Here is a 17,212-nt window from a genome sequence, read left to right as displayed (position 1 = left end):
GTTCGGACTCAGCTGCGGCCTTTCCCCATGAATGCGCCGATGCGAGCCTGCATGTCCGGGCCTACGCCCTCATTGTTAAGTATTTCCCATTGCAGGCCGCTGTCCATATCCCGCGCATCCGTTGCCTCAAGCAGGCGCTTGTTGGCAGCGTGGCTGAACGGAGAGTTGGCGAGAATCTGCCGAGCGAGACCGTCGATGGCGCTATCGAATTCAGCATCCGGAACAATGATTTCGGCAAGCCCAATTCTGAAGGCTTCATCGGCCTTGATCATTTCGGCCGTAAACATCAGGCGTTTGGCAGTCGCGATGCCCACGCGGCGGGGCAGGCGCTGGCTCATGCCCCAGATAGGCGTGAGTGCCCATTTTGCGTGCGTGTCGCCAAACTTTGCGCTTTCCGCAGCCAGAATGAAATCGGCCGCTAGCGCGACTTCCAGCGCACCTGTGTAGCAATGTCCGTGAACCGCCGCGATCACCGGTTTCGGCAGGCGCTCCAGCAGGCGGAGTGTTTCCGAGTGCCAGCCTGGGGAAGGAACCTTCTCCCCTTCGGCGATGTCTGCCAAATCGTGGCCGGCCGAAAAGCACTTCCCGGCGCCGCGTAGTACCACGCAGCCGATGGAATCGTCCTTGTAGAGCGCGAGCACATGGGCGCGCAGCTCTTCGAATACGCCGACGGTCAGGGAGTTCAGCTTGTCGGGCCTGTTGAGCGTGAGGATGGCGAGGCCATCGCGGTCCTGTCGAGTAACAACTATCATGATCCAAGTTCCAATATGAGTGAAGAAATTGCGTGAACAAAGTTATTGGGTGCAATGGTCTGCTCGCCTGTCCAGCGGACGTTCGGAAAGCGACCGAGAATATTCCGGTAGGCGGATTCCAATTGCATATTGGCGACCCGCTGGCCCAGGCAGACATGTGGCCCGTGACCAAAGGAGAGATGCTCCCTGGCGTTGGTGCGGTCAATATCAAATGTATCTGGATCGGCGAACTTTTCTGGATCGCGGTTCGCCGCTGGATAGTACATGATGACCTTTTCGCCAGCGGCAATCTTTTGGCCGCCCAGTTCGGTATCCTGCGTAGCGGTGCGGCGCATATAGGTTACCGGCGTCACCATGCGGATCGCCTCGTTCACAAAGTTCGGAAAACGTTCCGGCTTTTCCTGTAACTGTGCGCGCAGATGTGCATTCTCCGTGAGCAGACGCATAGTGCCGGAGAGTGAGTTTCTGGTTGTGTCGTTGCCAGCGAATACGATTAGCAGCCACGACCCATCGAGGAACTCAGGCGAGAGCGGCTTGCCATCTATTTCCACATTCGCGATAGCAGACAGAAGGTCAGGCTGCGGATTTTTCCGACGTTCTTCCAAGAGATAGCGACCATACTCGAACATAGCCTGGATCTCGGCCATGAACGTCATGATCTGTTCAGGTGTGACGTTGCCGAGGCCTTCTTGCTGCGCCTGGTATTGCGAGGTCTCAAGGAAATGCATCCAATGAACCAGCTTCGGCCGGTCTGCTGGGGGCACACCAAGAATTTCGCACAATGTGAACAGGGGCAGCTCGGCGGAGAACATCTCAACCATGTCCACAACTGGGCCCTGTTTCTCCATTCCATCCAGAAGGCGGTTTACCTCTGCATCGACGCGTTTCTTCAGCTCAGCTACAAAATCGGCGCGGAAATAGGCCATATGCTCCATACGCAGTGGCGTATGGTAGGGGCGATCGAGATTGATAAGGGAATTGAGCGACGAAGCGTGAAGCAATGGATGGCGCGGAACACCCTCCATGCCATAGTTCATCAGGATGCCGCCTTTTTGAGACGAGAATGTTTCGGGCGCGAGCTCAACTTTCTTCACAAGGTCATAGGCCGTGACAGCCCAAAACCCGGTGCCTAGTTGCTCCGGATGCCACATCACTGGCGCATTGTTCCGCATTTCAGCAAACGCAGCGTGCGTGTATCCGCCAAAATCAGAGAACACTGTCGGTTGCGTCAGGTCCACCGGGGGCTGCAGGGAATACGATTTGCCGAAATGCGGCTCTTTAGGTGAGCTTTCGGATTGATATGTATCTGTGACGTTCTGAAAAACCATTCAAGTTTCCCCGTTTGAGTGGGCCGCTTCCAGCTTCAATCCACTGCACGGCCTCGTAAATAATTGTCTGCCGAGCGGCCTCAGAATTTATACCGGACAGGGATGGATTTTGGGCCGCCGACGAAGTTCGCCTTGATGAAAGTAGGCTCTCCGGCAAGTTCGATCGATTTAACTCGGCTGAAGAGTTCTTCGTAGATGGCCTGCATTTCCAGGCGGGCAAGGTGCATCCCAAGACACATATGGCCGCCATAGCCAAAGGAAATCAGTTTGTTTGGCGTGCGGTCGGCACGGAACGAGTAGGGGGCGTCGAAGACTTCTTCGTCACGATTTCCGGAGGGATAGCAAAGCAGAAGGCTTTCGCCTTTGAGAATGTTCTTCCCACGGAGCATATAATCGTCTTGCGCGGTGCGCATGAAGTGCTTAACGGGCGTCGTCCAACGGATAGCCTCATCAACAGCGGTGCGCGATATGCCTTTCGGATCGTTCATCATCTTCTTCAGCTCGGAGGGGCTCTGCAGCATTGCGAGCACGCCTCCGCCTGTGGATGCGCTGGTCGTGTCGTGTCCTGCTGCGGCAACAATGATATAATAACTCATCGCCTCGAGCTGGCCGATTGGTTCGCCATCGATCATGCCGTTTGCAATCACCGTGGAGACATCATCTTTCCCGTTGGCGCGACGGTCTGCCGTAATGTTGGTGAAGTACATGAAGAACTCGGCCAGTGTCGCTTGAATCGAAGCGAGGCCTTTTTCCACATCGCGTTCTTCGGCGAGCGATTTATCGCGCATCAGGTCTTCATCCTGTGCGCCGAATATCTCCTGTGTAAGCTTGAGCATCATCGGTTCGTCCGACTCCGGAACACCGAGGATCTGCATGATTACACGCAGGGGGTAATATAACGCGATATCGCGTTGGAAATCGCATTCGCCTCCCAGGTCTTCCATCCGGTCGACATATTGCTTGGCGATCGCCTTCACGGCGTCATCCCGCTTCTTTACATTCTGCGGCATGAACCATTCCTGGGTCAGGTGGCGCAGTTTATAGTGCTGCGGATCGTCCAGCTGGACCAGGGTTTTGAGCAGGTGCGGTTGGCCGAACTTCGCGTACACGCCTTTTTCGGCTTCGTGATACGAGAGCATCTCACGTTGACCGTTCGTGAACAGCTGATTTTGGCGTGAGACTTCCATAATGTCGGCATGCTTGGTTACAGCCCAGAAGGGGCGGAAGCCTTCGGGTTCACACCATGCGAGGGGATCCTCCTCGCGCAGGCGTTTGAACGCAGCATCCAACGTGGATTGATCTGCATAGACCGCTGGTGTCACGATTTGATCACAGGTCGCCGCCGCCGCCGCACTCATCGCGCGCGCAGGATCTTTCTTTGTGTCCGGCGGAACCGCCAGCACAGCCGAATCGGACATCGAATTTCCTCCAGAGCAAGGCGCGCGGCGTCTACGACCGCTTGCGCCTCACTCTACCGGAAGGGGCTTGCCTGCCAAGGCGTGACTTTGGGGCAGGGGACGGCTTCTCAACCACCACGCTGACCTCATGTCCGAGCTCCGCCAATGCAGCGCTCATCAGCTCGCCGGGGATCTCCTCGACTTGGCCGGGTTTCAGCTCGTCCAGCACAAACGGGCCGTAGCTGACCCGGATCAGGCGGTTCACGGTCAGCCCGACAGACTCCAGAGCCTTGCGGACTTCGCGGTTCTTTCCCTCGGTAAGGGTCACTGTCAGCCAGGAGTTGGCGCCGAGTTCGCGATCGAACACCGCTTTGATGGGCTGATACTTTACGCCCTCGACTGTGATGCCACTGGCCAGTTCATCGATCTTTAGCTGAGTAACTGTTCCCTTGGCGCGCACGCGATAGGTGCGTTCCAGCCCGGTATTGGGCAGTTCCAGGAACCGGGCGAGTTCGCCATCATTCGTCAGCAGCAGCAGGCCTTCGGTTGTCAGGTCGAGCCGTCCGACGGTGACGACACGCGGCAGCGATTTTGGAAGTTCGTCAAATATCGTACGGCGGCCCGCCGGATCGTTCGTGGTCGTGATGAGGCCAGAAGGTTTGTGATAGCGCCAGAGACGCGTCGCGTCCGGCGCTTTAACCGTCCGTCTGCCGACCTTGATCAGCTCCTTCCCGGTGACCTTGAAGGCCGGCGAGGTCAGTTTCTGGCCATTGACCGTCACCTCACCTGCTTCGATCAAGCGCTCGACCTCACGGCGCGAAGCAATGCCAGCGCGGGCCAGGTATTTTGCGATGCGTTCGCCCTCGCTCCAGTCCTTCGGAGTGGGGGCGGCGGAAGGCTTGCGGGATTGGGGGGCGCGTTTCGGGCCGGAAGGTTTCCGGCGCGGGCGGCCCGTCTCTCGACGCTCCGTCATGGTGACTACTTTCTCCAGAGTGATATCAGGGAAGGAATTGCAGGACTGGCGCGGCAATAGCAAGGCTTAGCGCCACTTCGGTTGCCATCCAGATGGGGATGATCCGGGCATTTCCGAGCCTTTGGCGATCAAACAGCAGCGCCACGCACCGTCCGAACGCTGCTCCCAGCCACGCGAGCGCGATCGGCAGGACAACCAGCGCGGAGCCGGCGGGCGGCGTGATCAGGACGATCACAAGGGCGACGGCGTGCAACATTAGCAGCAGGCCACCATACGTCGCACGGAACTCTGAATACCCGCCGCCTTTTTTAGGATCGGCCTTCAAGCGGACCACGCCGGCGGCCCATTCCGGTGCGCAGAGAGCCCCCATGCCCATGGCCGCTCCGGCGCCAAGTCCCAGAATAGCAAGGATCTCTGTGATCGGCATGGCGGTCATCTCCATTCGTGTCCGGTAAACTAGAGCACAGCCGCCGGCTGGCGAGGGGGCAGGCGAAACGCGTCCTGGCTACGATGGAAGCTGGGGATGTTTGCTGAATTTCCTGTAAACCCTAACGCAATTTCGGAAAAAATTAACCTTTGGGCGGCTTGATCGTCCTGAGTTCAGCGGCGCCCCTGAGAATCACTCAAATCCCTGCCGCACAAGCGTAGCTTCAAGGACACGACGCCCATGCGCATGAAGATGTTCGCCGCAGAATCGATGGAAGCTGCCAAGGCGATGATCTTTGCGGAGATGGGCGAGGATGCGGTCATTCTGTCCGAACGCGAAGTGGACGGCGGCGTCGAAGTGCGTGCGGCCACCGACCGCAAGGGCGCTTCGGCAATCGGAAACGAACCCGTTTTCCTGCGCGATCGCAGCCTGGGCCATGGGCGGGGTGTGGACAATCCGCTCTTCGCGCGCGTCCGGGATGCGCTGCTCTGGCATGGTGCCCCGCAGCGCTTCGCAGAACGGGTTGCGAATGAAGGCGCTGGCCGCCGCCCGGGTGAATTTACGACGCCGGAAGAGGCGATGGCTGAGGGGCTTTCTCGCCTCGTGACATGTGACCCAATCCCGGCGCGCCTCGACCGCGACATCCTGCTGGTCGGCCCGCCCGGACATGGCCGCACATCCACTGCCGCCAAGCTTACCCGTCGCGCATCGGTTGCGCGCACTGAGATCACGCCGCTTGCAGCCGACCTTGATGGGTCTGCTGCTGGTGAGCAGCTGGCTGCTTATCTCGAGCGCGAGCGGGATCAAATTCGTATCGCTGAGACGCCGGATACGTTGTTTTCCGAGCTGCGCTCACTGCGCAAGGAGAGCCGCCGCTGCGTGATCGATCTTCCGGCGATCAATCCGTTCGAAGGCGATGATCTCGCCAGCCTCGGTGATCTTGTTGCCGCTATTCGCGCAGAACCGGTGCTTGTACTTTCTGCGGAGGGGCACCCGGACGATCTTGCTGAATCTGCCCGCGCGTTTCATCGCGCTGGGGTCCGCCGCGCTATCCTTACCAAGTTGGACGTCGTTCGGCGCCGGGGCGGGGCCATCGCGGCTCTGACTTCCTCGGGTATCGCTTTCTCGCATCTGGCAATCACCCCCTTCATCGGAGGAGGCCTCGTTCCGGCCGCGCCTTCGCGCCTGGCGGCGCTTCTCATGGAAGACGCCCGCGGCGATGTAATTGCCCTTAAAGGAGCTGCCTGATCCATGAGCTTTGCACTTCGCAGATCGCAGGACCGGCCCGCTGTTCGCCCCCCTCCGCGGGTGACTCCGGCTTCCATCATCACCGTTGCTAGCGGCAAGGGCGGGGTCGGCAAGACATTCGTGTCTATTTCTCTGGCCTCATCACTGGCGCAGTCCGGGCGCCGAGTGCTGCTCGTTGATGGTGACCTGGGCTTGGCCAACGTCGACGTGCAGCTTGGCATCGCGCCGGAGACAGATCTTGCTGCAGTCGTCGCTGGCTGGGTTGAGCTGGAAGACGCAGTGACCCCGGTTGATGGCGGTGCAGGACATGGCGGGTTCGATGTGCTGCCGGGCCGTTCTGGTTCTGGCGCGCTTGCCGAACTGCCGACCGAGGAAGTCGCTCGCCTGGCCGCCGGCCTCTCGGCGCTTGCGCTACAATATGATCACGTGGTTATCGATCTCGGTGCAGGCATCGAGGCGAACTGTATGCGTCTTGCCCGCTCGGGCGATAAGGCGCTGATCGTGATTACGGATGACCCGGCGTCGATGACGGACGCTTACGCATTCATCAAGGTGCTGCGTGGGTACGCACCTTCGGTGGAGCCGGTCATTTGTATCAACCAGGCTGACACCCGCGCCGCAGGTCAACGGACCTACGAAGCGATCGCTCGTGCCTGTCAGACTTTCCTAGGCTTCAGGCCGCGTCTTGCCGGAACGGTGATGCGCGACCCGAAGGTAAGAGACGCCATCCGCTGCCAGAAGACGCTGATGTCGATTGATTCCCAGGCTCAGCCTGTTCAGGACGTTCTTGCCGTCGCGCAAGTTGTCATGGGGCAGGCTCAAGCTGAGCTTGGCAACTGATCCGTTCAGGGAAAGTGAATCATTTCATCTGTGGTCCAACGCTTTTTTAATACCTGTTAATAAAGCTGCGTTAGGATTCACATTGTTAACCAAACCGGGTACGACTGACCTTAAGATGATTCGGGAGACGAGCGATGCGCGTCCTGCTAATTGAAGATGACCGGGCTCTGGCTCGCTCGATCGAGCTGATGCTCAAAGCCGCTGGCTTCAATGTATACCTCACAGACCTGGGGGAAGATGGCGTTGACATCGGTAAGGTCTATGAATTCGACATGATCCTTCTGGATCTGTCACTGCCGGATATTACCGGTTTTGAAGTTCTCAAGCAGCTCCGGATGAGCCGCGTGAACACGCCTGTGATGATCCTCTCGGGCAACCCGGACATCGAAGCGAAGGTGAAAACGCTCGGCTACGGCGCTGACGACTATCTCACCAAGCCGTTCAACAAGGACGAGCTGATCGCCCGTATCACTGCCATCGTGCGCCGCTCCAAAGGCCATGCTGAAAGCGTGATCCGCACGGGTGAGATCGTTGTAAACCTCGACGCAAAAACGGTTGAAGTGGAAGGCGAGCGCGTTCACCTGACCGGCAAAGAGTATGCGATGTTCGAGCTGCTCTCGCTGCGCAAGGGCACCACGCTGACCAAGGAAATGTTCCTCAACCACCTCTATGGCGGTCTGGACGAGCCGGAACTGAAGATCATCGACGTCTTCATCTGTAAGCTGCGCAAAAAACTGCAGCAGGCCACCGGCGGCAACCACTACATCGAGACCGTCTGGGGCCGTGGATATGTGCTCCGTGATCCGCGTCCGAGCCAAAAGACCGGCGAGATCGAAGAAGCCGCCTGAGCGTCTGACATCGTCTGAAAAAAATCAAACGCCCGGAGAGTGCTGCTCTCCGGGCGTTTTGGCATTTTACGGTCTGCATGTCAGGCGGCGGATTATTTCCGGCCGCGGGCTTCTTCCGTGCCCAGGCGGGCCAGCGCATCGGCGCGCTCGTTGCCTTCGTCGCCATTATGGCCCTTCACCCATTTCCAGGTGATGTCGTGGCGCTTGCAGGCCTCATCCATCGCCATCCAGAGCTCCTGATTTTTCACAGGCTGCTTGCTGGCGGTTTTCCAGCCATTGCGCTTCCAGCCCTTGATCCACTTGGTCAGGCCGTCCTTCACATAGGTTGAATCCACATGCAGGGTGATCTTGGAGGGCCGCTTCAGCGCGTTCAGCGCCTCGACCACCGCCATCATTTCCATGCGGTTGTTCGTAGTGGCCGGATCGCCGCCATAAAGCTCTTTCTCGTGCCCGTTCCAGCGGATCAGCGCGCCCCAGCCGCCGGGGCCGGGATTTCCGCTGCAAGCGCCATCGGTCCAGATTTCAATGATATCATCAGTCATGGCAGGCGGGGTGCGGGGCTTTGCTGGCCGCGTCAAGCCGGGATCAGAAGACACTCACATCCAATTCCGTCAGCTGGCGCGCGGGCTGCACGATGGCGTGGAAGAGGAAGCCGCAGAAGGAGCCCGCCAATCCGCCGATGGCCGCCCCGCAGATGAGGGCACCGGCAGCAGAGGCAGCCCCGCCGAACAGGCCGAACAGACACGTCGTTCCCCCGACCAGAATGGCGCCCCATATCGCGCCCCAGCGCAGATAGGGTTTTACGCCCGCGATGCCCCGGCCGGGGAAGCGCGCAATGGAAAGGCCAAGGGCCAGCGCAGCGGCCGGAACCGTTACGAAGAACAGCACAAAATTCATTGCCGAAAGCTGCGCGGCCAGCAGCACGCCGCTGCCAAAATCATTGTTGCTGATGGCAAAGTCGCCACTTCGGCCCGCAATGCCCAGGGCTATGAAGCCGGCCGCTATTACCAGAAAGCCGATGATGGCCACGCCCGCGCAGGCGGCCAGAGAGGAAAGGAACAGCGCCAGCTTCACCCGTTTCACACGGTGCGGGCGTGCTGCCATCGCATAAGCGGGCAGCTCGCTCTGTGGCGCTAGCTCAGGAAGAGGAGGGTCTGCAGCAGTGCGGACGGTCATGCCCCATAGCCTTCGGCGGTTTCCATCTTGCGATGGAAAGCCAGCCGGGCGGCGTATTCAAGGGGGTTTTTGGGCCGGACGAGGGCACCGGCCGGCGTAGAGGACCAGTCCGCTAGCCGCGTCAGGAAGAAACGCATCGCCGAACCGAGGCAGAGTGCGGGCAGCGCGGCCAGTTCCGCGGCCTCCAGCGGGCGAATGGACTGGTAGCCTGCAATCAGCGCCGCCCCCTTGGAAAAATTGTATTCCAGGCGCGAAGCATCGGTCGCGTTGCCCTCCTCGAATGCCCAGGAGTTCAGGCATACGGCGAGGTCATAGGCGAGGGCGTCTGTGCAGGCGAAATAGAAGTCGATCGCGCCGGTGAACGTGTCGCCCAGGAAAAAGGCGTTGTCGGGGAAAAGGTCGGCATGGATCGTGCCGCGCGGAAGCTCTCCGGCAAAGGCGCGGGCCGCATTGATCCGCTCGAAACAGGCATTCACTTCCTGCGAGAGGCCGGGCGTGAGCGCGTCCGCGTCTGCCGCACGGCCTCCCCACATGCGCCCCCAGGCCGAGGGGCCAAGCGCGTTTGCCCGCTGTCCGTCAAAGCCGGCCAGCGCCAGATGCATCCGGGCGAGGCCTTCGCCGAGCGAACGGCACTGCTTTGCGTTTGGGCGCTTGGGTGACAGACCTTCGAGGAAGGTGACGATCACCGCCGGGCGGCCTTCCAGCGTGCGCAGCGTTTCGCCGTCGCGCCCCATCACCGGCTGCGGACACGGGAAACCCTGCGCCGAGAGGTGCTGCTTTAGACCGATGAAATACGGCAGGTCCGCCGCGTTCACCCGCTTTTCAAACAGGGTGAGAATGTACCGGCCCTTGCGCGTCTCGAGATAATAGTTCGAGTTCTCTACGCCTTCGGCAATGCCCTTGAATGCCAGCGCCTCGCCGAGATCATACTCGGCGAGGAAGCTTGCGAGCGCTTCGTCAGAAACCTGTGTGTATACCGCCATAGGCGGCGCACTTACGCAGTTTTTGGAAGCATGTCACGGCCAAGCGTCTTGCCCGCGATCATGTAATGTATTGCCGCCCATCCATAGAGCGTCGTGAAGATGACGATTGCCCACTTCACGCCGTTTGCGTCAGAAGATGTGCAGGCCGCGATCTGTTCGGCTGAGAGGTCGACAGCGGCCTTGCAGATGCTCAGCGTGAGGTTGAGGTCATGACCATTGAGGAACATGGTTTTCAGGCCGGTAGACAGGAAGCCTGCGACCGTCGGGCCGAGGCCAATGCCGATGAGATTGACCGCAAACAGTGTAATTGCAACGGATGTTGCGCGTGTCCGGGCGTCCACCACACCGGCTGAGACGGCGTACATCGGTCCGAGATAGAAGTAGTGCAGTGTTGCGGCGAGCATCAGCGGAGGTAGCATTAGCGCGATCGACGGGCTGAGATAGCCGAGCCAGTAGAGCGGTACGGAAAGTCCCATCCCGAGTGCGGGCATCCAGGAAAGAGCGCGGGGGTGACGTTTCGAAAGCCGGTCAGCAAGGAAGCCGGACAGGAACACTCCAAGCGCCGCCATGAGGCCGAGCACCAGCGAGAAAATCAGCGCCGCTTCGCTAAGGGTCAGCTTGTGCACCCGCATGAGGAAGGATGTTGAAAACTGAGCGATGCCGTAGCCCGCGAAGGAGGCGATTGCGGCGCCAAGCACGACGTGCACATAAGTTGGTTTCTGCATCAGGACTTTCAGTGCGGCGCCGAAAGTTTCCCGTTCGATTTTCACAGCTCCGGGCGGGTCAGAATATCCGCGCGGCGGTTCCTTTACGGTCATCCCGATGATGATCGCAAACACAACCCCAGGTAGGCCGACGGCGACAAAGGCGATCCGCCAGCCTTCGACATTTTCCCAATCGACCAGGTTCTGTGCCCAGCCCATTCCGAGATTGCCCAGGAGCGCGTGGACATTGTGGCCAGTCACATAATCGTTGATCGGGCCGCCAGCGAGGCCGGCAATCATCCCGCCAAGCGGAACGCCAAGCGCGTAGATCGACGCTGCAGTCGCCCGGCTGCCCGGCTTGAAATAATCTGCAATCACCGACTGTGCCGGCGGTGTGCAGCCTGCTTCCCCCACGCCGACAAGCATCCGGAAAAGGAACAGCGTCATGAAGCTGACAGCAAAGCCGCACAGCACCGTCATCAGGCTCCAAAGCGCCAGTGAAATGACAATGATCGTCATCCGGCTGCGGCGTTCTGCAATGCGTGCAATCGGGATGCCCAGCGTGGTGTAGAAGATGGCAAACGCCAATCCGCCGAGGATGCCCATATGCCAGTCTTCAAGTTGAAGACTCTTCCGCATGGGTTCGGTCAGGATCGCAAAGATTGAGCGGTCAATGAAGTTGAAGATGTAGACCAGCAGGAGCGACCCGAGCACATAGGCTCGGTATTGCTTTGTTCCGTACCCGGTCATGTAGCCCGGAGCAATGGAAGAGCTTGTCTGGCTTGGGGTGGCGGCGTCGGTCATGCGGGTCTCCACGGACAGTCAGGCAAATTTTGATGGATTAGGTTGCGGGGCTCCAGCGATCCTTCAGGAAGGTGCGCGAAGCGAGAAAGTAGAAAGCAGCCGCAACCAGGAAGAACAGCACCGTGGCAACCATCGACTGGCGCAGGCCCTCAGCATAGGCTGAGCAAAGCGCCGGCCCTTGCTCTCCGAGCTCGGCGATGCGAGCACCGCAAAAGCCCGGATTGAAAGTGGCGTACGCTTCCGTAAGGCCGTTTTTTTCGATGATGCCGCCCATGAACGCGCTGCTCATGATGCCGGTAAACAGAGGGCCGATACCGTTGCCAATGAGGCTTACGATCAAGAGCAGGACCGACACGGTCGTCGCGCGGGATCTAGGGCTCACGATCGCGGTCGACACTGTGTATTGCGCCCCGAGGTAGGCGTAGTGCGCAACAGCGGCGATGACCCAGAGTCCAAACGCCATGCTGAGCGTGGGGGCAAGGAAGGCGCCGACATAGGCCGGGATGGAAACCAGCAGGCCGACGCCGGGAAGCCAGGCAACAATTGCGGGAAAGCGGGGAGACAGTTTCTCGGAGAGAAAGCCGCCAAGGAACGTACCCAGTGCCGCGACGGCGGCCAGCGGAGCGCCATAATGGATGGCGGCTTCCGATACACTGACCCCATGCACACGCATGAGGAACGGCGCCTGGAAGGCAATCAAACCATAGCCGACAAACGCGACGAATGCGGCGCCCAAAGACAATGTCCAGAAAGTAGGCTTTTTGCCAAATTCCTTGAATGCCTCGAAGAAACCGGCCTTTTCAACGGGCGTCGCGCCTTTGGGATCGGAATATCCACGAGGCGGCTCTTTGACGGTGAACCATAGCAATGCAGCGATCAGAATGCCGGGCGCGCCGACGATCACGAACACCAGCCGCCAGCCTTCGACCTCTTCCCAGTTTATTCCTGAGAACAACCCGCCAAGCCCCATAGAGCCGATGAAGTTTCCGAAGTCAGGTCCCTGCAGGCCGGCCAGTGCGCCGCCAAACAGCTGCGCCATGACGCCGCCAATGGTCACGCCCATGGAGTAGATGCCAATGGCATTGGCCCTGCTTTTCGGGGGGTAGTAATCGGTAATGATCGAGTTGGCCGGTGGTGTGCACCCGGCTTCGCCGACAGCAACGCCAATGCGGAACAGGAGCAGCCAGATAAAGCTGGCAGCAAGCCCGCAGGCGACAGTCATGATGGACCATACAATAACGCATAGGGCGATAATGAAGATGCGGTTGCCACGGTCAGCCCACATGGCAATCGGAATTCCCATCAGCGCGTAGAAAATCGCGAAGGGAGGCCCCGTCAGCAGGCCCCATTGGGCATCGGACAGCGAGAATGTGTTGATGATGGGCTGAGCCACCACCGTGATCACAGTGCGGTCAATGAAGTTCAGCGTATAAATGAGCGTGAGTGCCAGAAGCACATAGGACCGGTAAGGTTTGGTGCCAAAACCGGTGATGTGCCCATTGTCGCTTTGAGCCGCATCTGCGGGTGCCGTCATCTTAAAGCTCGCCTCCCAAGGAAACGCGCTTCTGGCGGCGCGCTGGATTTTGTGGAGTAACGGTAACCTGCCCGACGACGCCTGCAAGTGTTATCGTTAGGTAAGGCGCGGGCAGGCGCAGCCGTTTCCCGCAAGGCGAGAGTTGAATTCGGCCGGAAGGCGGCCTATGTCCAAAAACCTGAGCTAAAGAGTTTACAGGTTCAGAACGTGGCAATGCGAGGCTGAATACATGAACAACAATCGGAAAACGACCGCCCACGGATCAGTTTACCGGATGAGTTCCTGCTATGCCCGCTTCCATAACACTTTCGTCGCTTACATTTGCGCTACCTGACGGCCGGGTCCTTTTTTCAGACCTGAATTTCAGCTTTGGCCATGAGCGTATCGGCCTTGTTGGCCGGAACGGTGTCGGTAAGTCGACTCTTCTGGGTCTGATTGCCGGCGCAATGCCTGCAACAACGGGCGTAGTTTCCGTTGTTGGGGCCACTGGCCTGTTGCGGCAGTCGTTTGAGCCTGAACCGTTTGAAACCGTCGCGGATCTGATGGGCGTCACCGAAGGGCTGGCGCGCCTTGCCCGCATAGAGTCAGGCGGCGGCGACGAAGCCGACTTTGCAGACGCTGACTGGACGCTCGAACAGCGGCTTGCCGAGGCGCTGACACAGGCGGGTCTTCCGGAAATGCCACCGGGGGCGTTGCTTGCCACGCTCTCAGGTGGCCAACGCACCCGTATCAGCATCGCGGCGCTGATCCTTGCTCAGCCAGATTTCCTGCTGCTGGACGAGCCGACCAACAATCTTGACCGCGAAGGCCGCGAGGCGCTTGCCGAGTTACTCGGAGGCTGGCCGGGCGGCGCGATTGTGGTGAGCCATGACCGCGCCCTTCTGGAAACAATGGATGCAATTGTGGAACTCACCACGCTTGGCGCTGCGCGATATGGGGGTGGGTGGAGTGCTTATGAAGCACAGAAGGCGCTGGAGCTGGCCGCCGCCCAGCAAGACCTTGCCGAAGCCGAAAGGCGGATCGGCGAGGTGAACGAAAAGGCGAGACTTGCAGCAGCGCGCAAGGCCCGTCGCGATGGTGCGGGTAGTCGCAAAGGTGCCAAGGGAGACATGCCGCGCATTCTGAGCGGGACGCTGAAGCGGCGCGCTGAAGCATCAAAGGGAGATATTCATCGGCTTGGCGAGAGGCAGAAGTCCGAGGCCAACGAAGCGGCGTCCGCCGCGCGCGCCAGGATCGAAGTTCTGCAACCCTTCACGGTCAAACTCGCCGGAACAGGGCTCACCAAGAGCCGAAAGGTTGTCACAGCCCGGGATCTTGTCGTGGGGTATGATGCGTCCAATCCAACGATCCGTGGACTAACTTTTGAAATGGTCGGACCTGAGCGAGTTTGTGTTTCCGGACCGAACGGTTCGGGGAAGTCAACGTTGTTGAAAACCGTTGCGGGCGCCTTGCAGCCGATCGCTGGCGAGGTTTGCACGCATGTTCGGATGGCGATGTTGGATCAGGATGTCACCTTGCTCGATCCTGCCGACACGATTTTGCAGAATTATCGGCGCATAAATCCGGAGGCCGATGAAAATGCCTGCCGCGCCGTGCTGGCGCGCTTCCGTTTCCGTGCGGATGCCGCGCTACAGCAGGCAGGTTCCCTGAGTGGTGGTGAGCGGTTGCGTGCCGGGCTCGCCTGCGTGCTTGGCGGGCAAGCGCCCCCGCAACTACTCATCCTCGACGAGCCGACCAATCATCTGGATATTTCATCGCTGGAGGTCGTCGAAGCGGGGCTCAATGCTTATGATGGCGCTCTGCTCGTTGTCAGTCATGACAACACTTTCCTGCAGAAAACAGGGATCGCCCGTAAGATGGATCTTAAATCAGGCCTGCTGTCTTGAGGCTGGCGACTCCGGATGTGCCGACAATAAGATGATCATGTACGGAGATATCGAACGGTTCGAGCGCGTCGATAATTTCTCGTGTAATCTCAATGTCGGCTCGGGATGGTTTGGGGTCGCCAGAAGGGTGATTGTGCACCAGGATCAGACTGGATGCTTGAAGTTCAAGCGCCCGGCGTGCGATCTCGCGTGGATAAACAGGGGCATGGTCCACGGTGCCGTGTCCCATGATCTGGTCGAGGATCAGCTGGTTCTTCCGATCAAGGAATATCACGCGAAACTGCTCGCGCTTCTCATGTTGTAGTTCGCGGCGCACATAGGCAATCAACGCCGACCAGGAAGAGATTGCTTCTCGCGATTTGATCTCTTCGCGGCCAGCCCGCGAGTGTAGCTCTGATATGGCTTTAATGTAGGCCGCTGCAGTTTCGCCGATTCCATCCACTTTGACGAGTTCTTCTGATGGCGCCGCGAGGATTGCCGACAGGCTGTTGAACTTTGCCTCAAGCGCCTTTGCGATAGGCTTTACATCCCTGCGTGGAATGAACGCCATCAGCAGAACTTCCAGAATCTCGTAGTCGTCCAGTGCGTTGGCGCCGCGCTTCAGCAGCTTGGTGCGTAGCCGGTCTCTATGGCCATGCCAGTGAGGAGGGGGTGTTTCTGAGTTCATCCTCGCGGAGAAAACATGGATTTTGCGTTCCATAAAGCAACTTCGCGCGGAATGTTGAAACATCGGACGCTTGACCCCATGATGGCAGCGCTGCTGGGAGGCGGCATCAAGTGTGGGGACACGTACATGCAAATCAAATCAACAATCCTGCCAGCTTTGGCATTGAGTCTGGCTGCCTGCGCCCATCATGCGCATGGGCATATGCATCATCATGACCATGCCGGGGCATCGGCGGTGGATCATTCCGACAAGCTCGTGCGTGCGGCGACCGGGCACGCTGTGGACAATCCGTTCCATCCGGTTCGACTTTTGCTTTCGAGCGAAGAGTCGGCAGGCGATGTCACCGTCTACGAATTTCTGCTCCCGCCGCGTAGCCCTGGTTCGCCGCCGCACACCCATTCGCTCGAAGACGAATACTTCTTTGTTGTGTCGGGAACGCTGGATGTCTTGTCGAACGGGCAGGTGCTTCGTCTAAATCCCGGTGACTTTGCTGCGCTCAATCGTGGTCATGCACACATGTTCTGGAACGGATCGGACGCGCCGACGGAACTTATCATGATAACGACCGGCGGTTCCTTCGAGACCTTCATGAATGGGGCGGGGCCACGGATTGCGGAGGCAAAGCCCGAGTCTGCGGAAGATTTTGGCGCGGTGATCAGCCAGCTCGCAGCGGAGCATGGCATCACGATCTCAATGGAAAAAATGCCCGTCGAAGCGGCGGAGTTCTACATGCCGCCATCTGCTGCGGCTGAGTAGCGGGGCGCTTAGAGTTTTACCTTGTAGGGTTCATGCCAGCCTTTGGGGGAGGCGGAGAAGATTTCGACGCCGGTTTCGGTCACGCCGATGGAGTGTTCGAACTGGGCGGACAGCTGGCGGTCGCGCGTCACGGCGGTCCAGCCATCGGGAAGGATCGCCGCGTCCCGGCGGCCGAGATTGAGCATCGGCTCGATCGTGAAGAACATGCCGGGTTTCAGCTCCGGGCCCGATCCGGCGAGAGCTGAGTGGACCACATTCGGCTCGTCATGGAACAGACGGCCGAGGCCGTGTCCGCAGAAATCATCGACCACCGAATACCGGTTGAGGCGGGCGATTTCGCTGATAGCGCCGCCGATATCGCCAAAGCGGGCGCCGGGTTTAACCGCAGCGATGCCTGCCATCAGCGATTCATAAGTCACTTCCATCAGGCGTTCGGCTTTGCGCTTCACTTCGCCGACGCCGTACATGCGGCTGTGGTCGCCATGCCAGCCGTCCAGGATCAGCGTCACGTCGATGTTCGCAATGTCGCCTTCCTTCAGCGCCTTGGTGCCGGGAATGCCATGGCAGATGACATGATTGACCGAAATGCACGAGGCGTGGCGATAGCCGCGATAGCCGATGGTCGCGGAAACTGCGCCATTATCCTGCACAAACTCCCGAACGAGATTGTCGAGATGCTCGGTGGTTACACCCGGCTTCACTTCCGGCACCAGCATGTCCAGGCACTCGGCGACCAGGCGGCCGGCACGGCGCATCCCTTCGAAGCCTTCGGCATCGTGAATGCGGATTTCGCCAGTGCGCATGGGCAGGAGGAGGTTCGTATCGTTCATGCGCGTAATATGACAGGCCCGGCGTCCGTTTTCCATACCTATATCTGCTCACTTGCTGT

At 59.3% G+C, this 17,212-nt stretch carries 17 protein-coding genes; 5 read left to right on the top strand and 12 right to left on the bottom strand.

Going from position 1 to position 17,212, the window contains the following annotated elements; all coding sequences use genetic code 11:
- Window positions 1-8: 8 nt before the first annotated feature.
- The 5 genes from K1X12_RS15640 to K1X12_RS15620 all read right to left on the bottom strand — a co-directional run bounded on the left by K1X12_RS15640 (window position 9) and on the right by K1X12_RS15620 (window position 4,877).
- Complete coding sequence (locus K1X12_RS15640) at window positions 9-752, bottom strand: enoyl-CoA hydratase/isomerase family protein (protein WP_220988535.1); 744 nt, start codon at window positions 750-752, stop codon at window positions 9-11.
- On the bottom strand, window positions 749-2,080 hold the full coding sequence (locus K1X12_RS15635) for a cytochrome P450 (RefSeq protein WP_220988534.1): 1,332 nt from the start codon (window positions 2,078-2,080) through the stop codon (window positions 749-751). The genes K1X12_RS15640 and K1X12_RS15635 overlap by 4 nt, the downstream gene beginning before the upstream one ends.
- A gap of 80 nt (window positions 2,081-2,160) precedes the next feature.
- Window positions 2,161-3,438, bottom strand: a complete 1,278-nt coding sequence (locus K1X12_RS15630) for a cytochrome P450 (RefSeq protein ID WP_225908170.1) — start codon at window positions 3,436-3,438, stop codon at window positions 2,161-2,163.
- Window positions 3,439-3,529: 91 nt separating this feature from the next.
- On the bottom strand, window positions 3,530-4,450 hold the full coding sequence (locus K1X12_RS15625) for a pseudouridine synthase (RefSeq protein ID WP_220988532.1): 921 nt from the start codon (window positions 4,448-4,450) through the stop codon (window positions 3,530-3,532).
- Between the two features lie 25 nt (window positions 4,451-4,475).
- Complete coding sequence (locus K1X12_RS15620; protein WP_220988531.1) at window positions 4,476-4,877, bottom strand: hypothetical protein; 402 nt, start codon at window positions 4,875-4,877, stop codon at window positions 4,476-4,478.
- A gap of 240 nt (window positions 4,878-5,117) precedes the next feature.
- On the opposite strand from K1X12_RS15620, the gene K1X12_RS15615 reads away from it, so the two are divergent.
- The 3 genes from K1X12_RS15615 (at window position 5,118) to ctrA (ending at window position 7,813) form a co-directional block, all read left to right on the top strand.
- Window positions 5,118-6,125, top strand: coding sequence for a flagellar biosynthesis protein FlhF (locus K1X12_RS15615; RefSeq protein ID WP_225908006.1), 1,008 nt, complete (start codon window positions 5,118-5,120; stop codon window positions 6,123-6,125).
- Between the two features lie 3 nt (window positions 6,126-6,128).
- A complete protein-coding gene (locus tag K1X12_RS15610) occupies window positions 6,129-6,965 on the top strand; it encodes a nucleotide-binding protein (protein WP_220988530.1) in 837 nt (278 codons plus the stop codon).
- A gap of 134 nt (window positions 6,966-7,099) precedes the next feature.
- The gene (ctrA, locus tag K1X12_RS15605; RefSeq protein WP_220988529.1) at window positions 7,100-7,813 is read left to right on the top strand and encodes a response regulator transcription factor CtrA; all 714 of its coding nucleotides are present in this window, start codon (window positions 7,100-7,102) and stop codon (window positions 7,811-7,813) included.
- A gap of 92 nt (window positions 7,814-7,905) precedes the next feature.
- Here the strand turns inward: ctrA and rnhA are convergent, their stop codons facing one another.
- From rnhA to K1X12_RS15580, 5 genes are read right to left on the bottom strand one after another with little or no spacing between them, the layout of a single operon-like run.
- On the bottom strand, window positions 7,906-8,355 hold the full coding sequence (gene rnhA, locus K1X12_RS15600) for a ribonuclease HI (RefSeq protein ID WP_220988528.1): 450 nt from the start codon (window positions 8,353-8,355) through the stop codon (window positions 7,906-7,908).
- Between the two features lie 43 nt (window positions 8,356-8,398).
- A complete protein-coding gene (locus K1X12_RS15595) occupies window positions 8,399-8,989 on the bottom strand; it encodes a hypothetical protein (RefSeq protein ID WP_220988527.1) in 591 nt (196 codons plus the stop codon).
- Window positions 8,986-9,972, bottom strand: a complete 987-nt coding sequence (locus K1X12_RS15590) for a homoserine kinase (protein WP_220988526.1) — start codon at window positions 9,970-9,972, stop codon at window positions 8,986-8,988. Before K1X12_RS15590 ends, K1X12_RS15595 begins: the two co-directional genes overlap by 4 nt.
- Window positions 9,973-9,983: 11 nt before the next feature.
- Complete coding sequence (locus K1X12_RS15585; protein ID WP_220988525.1) at window positions 9,984-11,480, bottom strand: spinster family MFS transporter; 1,497 nt, start codon at window positions 11,478-11,480, stop codon at window positions 9,984-9,986.
- 37 nt (window positions 11,481-11,517) lie between these two features.
- A complete protein-coding gene (locus K1X12_RS15580; protein WP_220988524.1) occupies window positions 11,518-13,014 on the bottom strand; it encodes a spinster family MFS transporter in 1,497 nt (498 codons plus the stop codon).
- 287 nt (window positions 13,015-13,301) lie between these two features.
- Between K1X12_RS15580 and K1X12_RS15575 the strand changes: the two genes are divergently transcribed.
- Complete coding sequence (locus K1X12_RS15575; RefSeq protein WP_220988523.1) at window positions 13,302-14,900, top strand: ABC-F family ATP-binding cassette domain-containing protein; 1,599 nt, start codon at window positions 13,302-13,304, stop codon at window positions 14,898-14,900.
- Here the strand turns inward: K1X12_RS15575 and radC are convergent.
- On the bottom strand, window positions 14,878-15,600 hold the full coding sequence (gene radC / locus K1X12_RS15570) for a RadC family protein (protein WP_220988521.1): 723 nt from the start codon (window positions 15,598-15,600) through the stop codon (window positions 14,878-14,880). The genes K1X12_RS15575 and radC overlap by 23 nt on opposite strands.
- Here radC and K1X12_RS15565 point away from each other — a divergent pair.
- Window positions 15,583-16,323 (top strand): cupin domain-containing protein, encoded by a 741-nt coding sequence (locus tag K1X12_RS15565; protein ID WP_220988519.1) that lies wholly within the window; start codon window positions 15,583-15,585, stop codon window positions 16,321-16,323. The genes radC and K1X12_RS15565 overlap by 18 nt on opposite strands.
- Window positions 16,324-16,331: 8 nt before the next feature.
- On the opposite strand, the gene map is transcribed toward K1X12_RS15565, so the two are convergent.
- Window positions 16,332-17,153: a type I methionyl aminopeptidase gene (gene map, locus K1X12_RS15560; RefSeq protein WP_220988517.1), complete on the bottom strand. Its 822-nt coding sequence runs from the start codon at window positions 17,151-17,153 to the stop codon at window positions 16,332-16,334.
- Window positions 17,154-17,212 lie beyond the last annotated feature (59 nt).

This window comes from Hyphomonas sediminis (assembly GCF_019679475.1).
GTDB classification, from domain to species: Bacteria; Pseudomonadota; Alphaproteobacteria; order Caulobacterales; family Hyphomonadaceae; genus Hyphomonas; species Hyphomonas sediminis.
The sequence above is the reverse complement of the archived record's forward strand: the minus strand, read 5'-3'. Positions and strand labels throughout refer to the sequence as shown.

Coding starts and splice junctions, on each gene's coding strand:
- ctrA (WP_220988529.1), top strand. CDS start 7,100: ATGCGCGTCCTGCTAATTGAAGATGACCGGGCTCTGGCTCGCTCGATC.
- radC (WP_220988521.1), bottom strand. CDS start 15,600: ATGGAACGCAAAATCCATGTTTTCTCCGCGAGGATGAACTCAGAAACA.
- map (WP_220988517.1), bottom strand. CDS start 17,153: ATGAACGATACGAACCTCCTCCTGCCCATGCGCACTGGCGAAATCCGC.
- K1X12_RS15595 (WP_220988527.1), bottom strand. CDS start 8,989: ATGACCGTCCGCACTGCTGCAGACCCTCCTCTTCCTGAGCTAGCGCCA.
- K1X12_RS15575 (WP_220988523.1), top strand. CDS start 13,302: ATGCCCGCTTCCATAACACTTTCGTCGCTTACATTTGCGCTACCTGAC.
- K1X12_RS15580 (WP_220988524.1), bottom strand. CDS start 13,014: ATGACGGCACCCGCAGATGCGGCTCAAAGCGACAATGGGCACATCACC.
- K1X12_RS15635 (WP_220988534.1), bottom strand. CDS start 2,080: ATGGTTTTTCAGAACGTCACAGATACATATCAATCCGAAAGCTCACCT.
- K1X12_RS15625 (WP_220988532.1), bottom strand. CDS start 4,450: ATGACGGAGCGTCGAGAGACGGGCCGCCCGCGCCGGAAACCTTCCGGC.
- K1X12_RS15565 (WP_220988519.1), top strand. CDS start 15,583: ATGGATTTTGCGTTCCATAAAGCAACTTCGCGCGGAATGTTGAAACAT.
- K1X12_RS15610 (WP_220988530.1), top strand. CDS start 6,129: ATGAGCTTTGCACTTCGCAGATCGCAGGACCGGCCCGCTGTTCGCCCC.
- K1X12_RS15630 (WP_225908170.1), bottom strand. CDS start 3,438: ATGAGTGCGGCGGCGGCGGCGACCTGTGATCAAATCGTGACACCAGCG.
- K1X12_RS15585 (WP_220988525.1), bottom strand. CDS start 11,480: ATGACCGACGCCGCCACCCCAAGCCAGACAAGCTCTTCCATTGCTCCG.
- K1X12_RS15615 (WP_225908006.1), top strand. CDS start 5,118: ATGCGCATGAAGATGTTCGCCGCAGAATCGATGGAAGCTGCCAAGGCG.
- K1X12_RS15640 (WP_220988535.1), bottom strand. CDS start 752: ATGATAGTTGTTACTCGACAGGACCGCGATGGCCTCGCCATCCTCACG.
- rnhA (WP_220988528.1), bottom strand. CDS start 8,355: ATGACTGATGATATCATTGAAATCTGGACCGATGGCGCTTGCAGCGGA.
- K1X12_RS15620 (WP_220988531.1), bottom strand. CDS start 4,877: ATGCCGATCACAGAGATCCTTGCTATTCTGGGACTTGGCGCCGGAGCG.
- K1X12_RS15590 (WP_220988526.1), bottom strand. CDS start 9,972: ATGGCGGTATACACACAGGTTTCTGACGAAGCGCTCGCAAGCTTCCTC.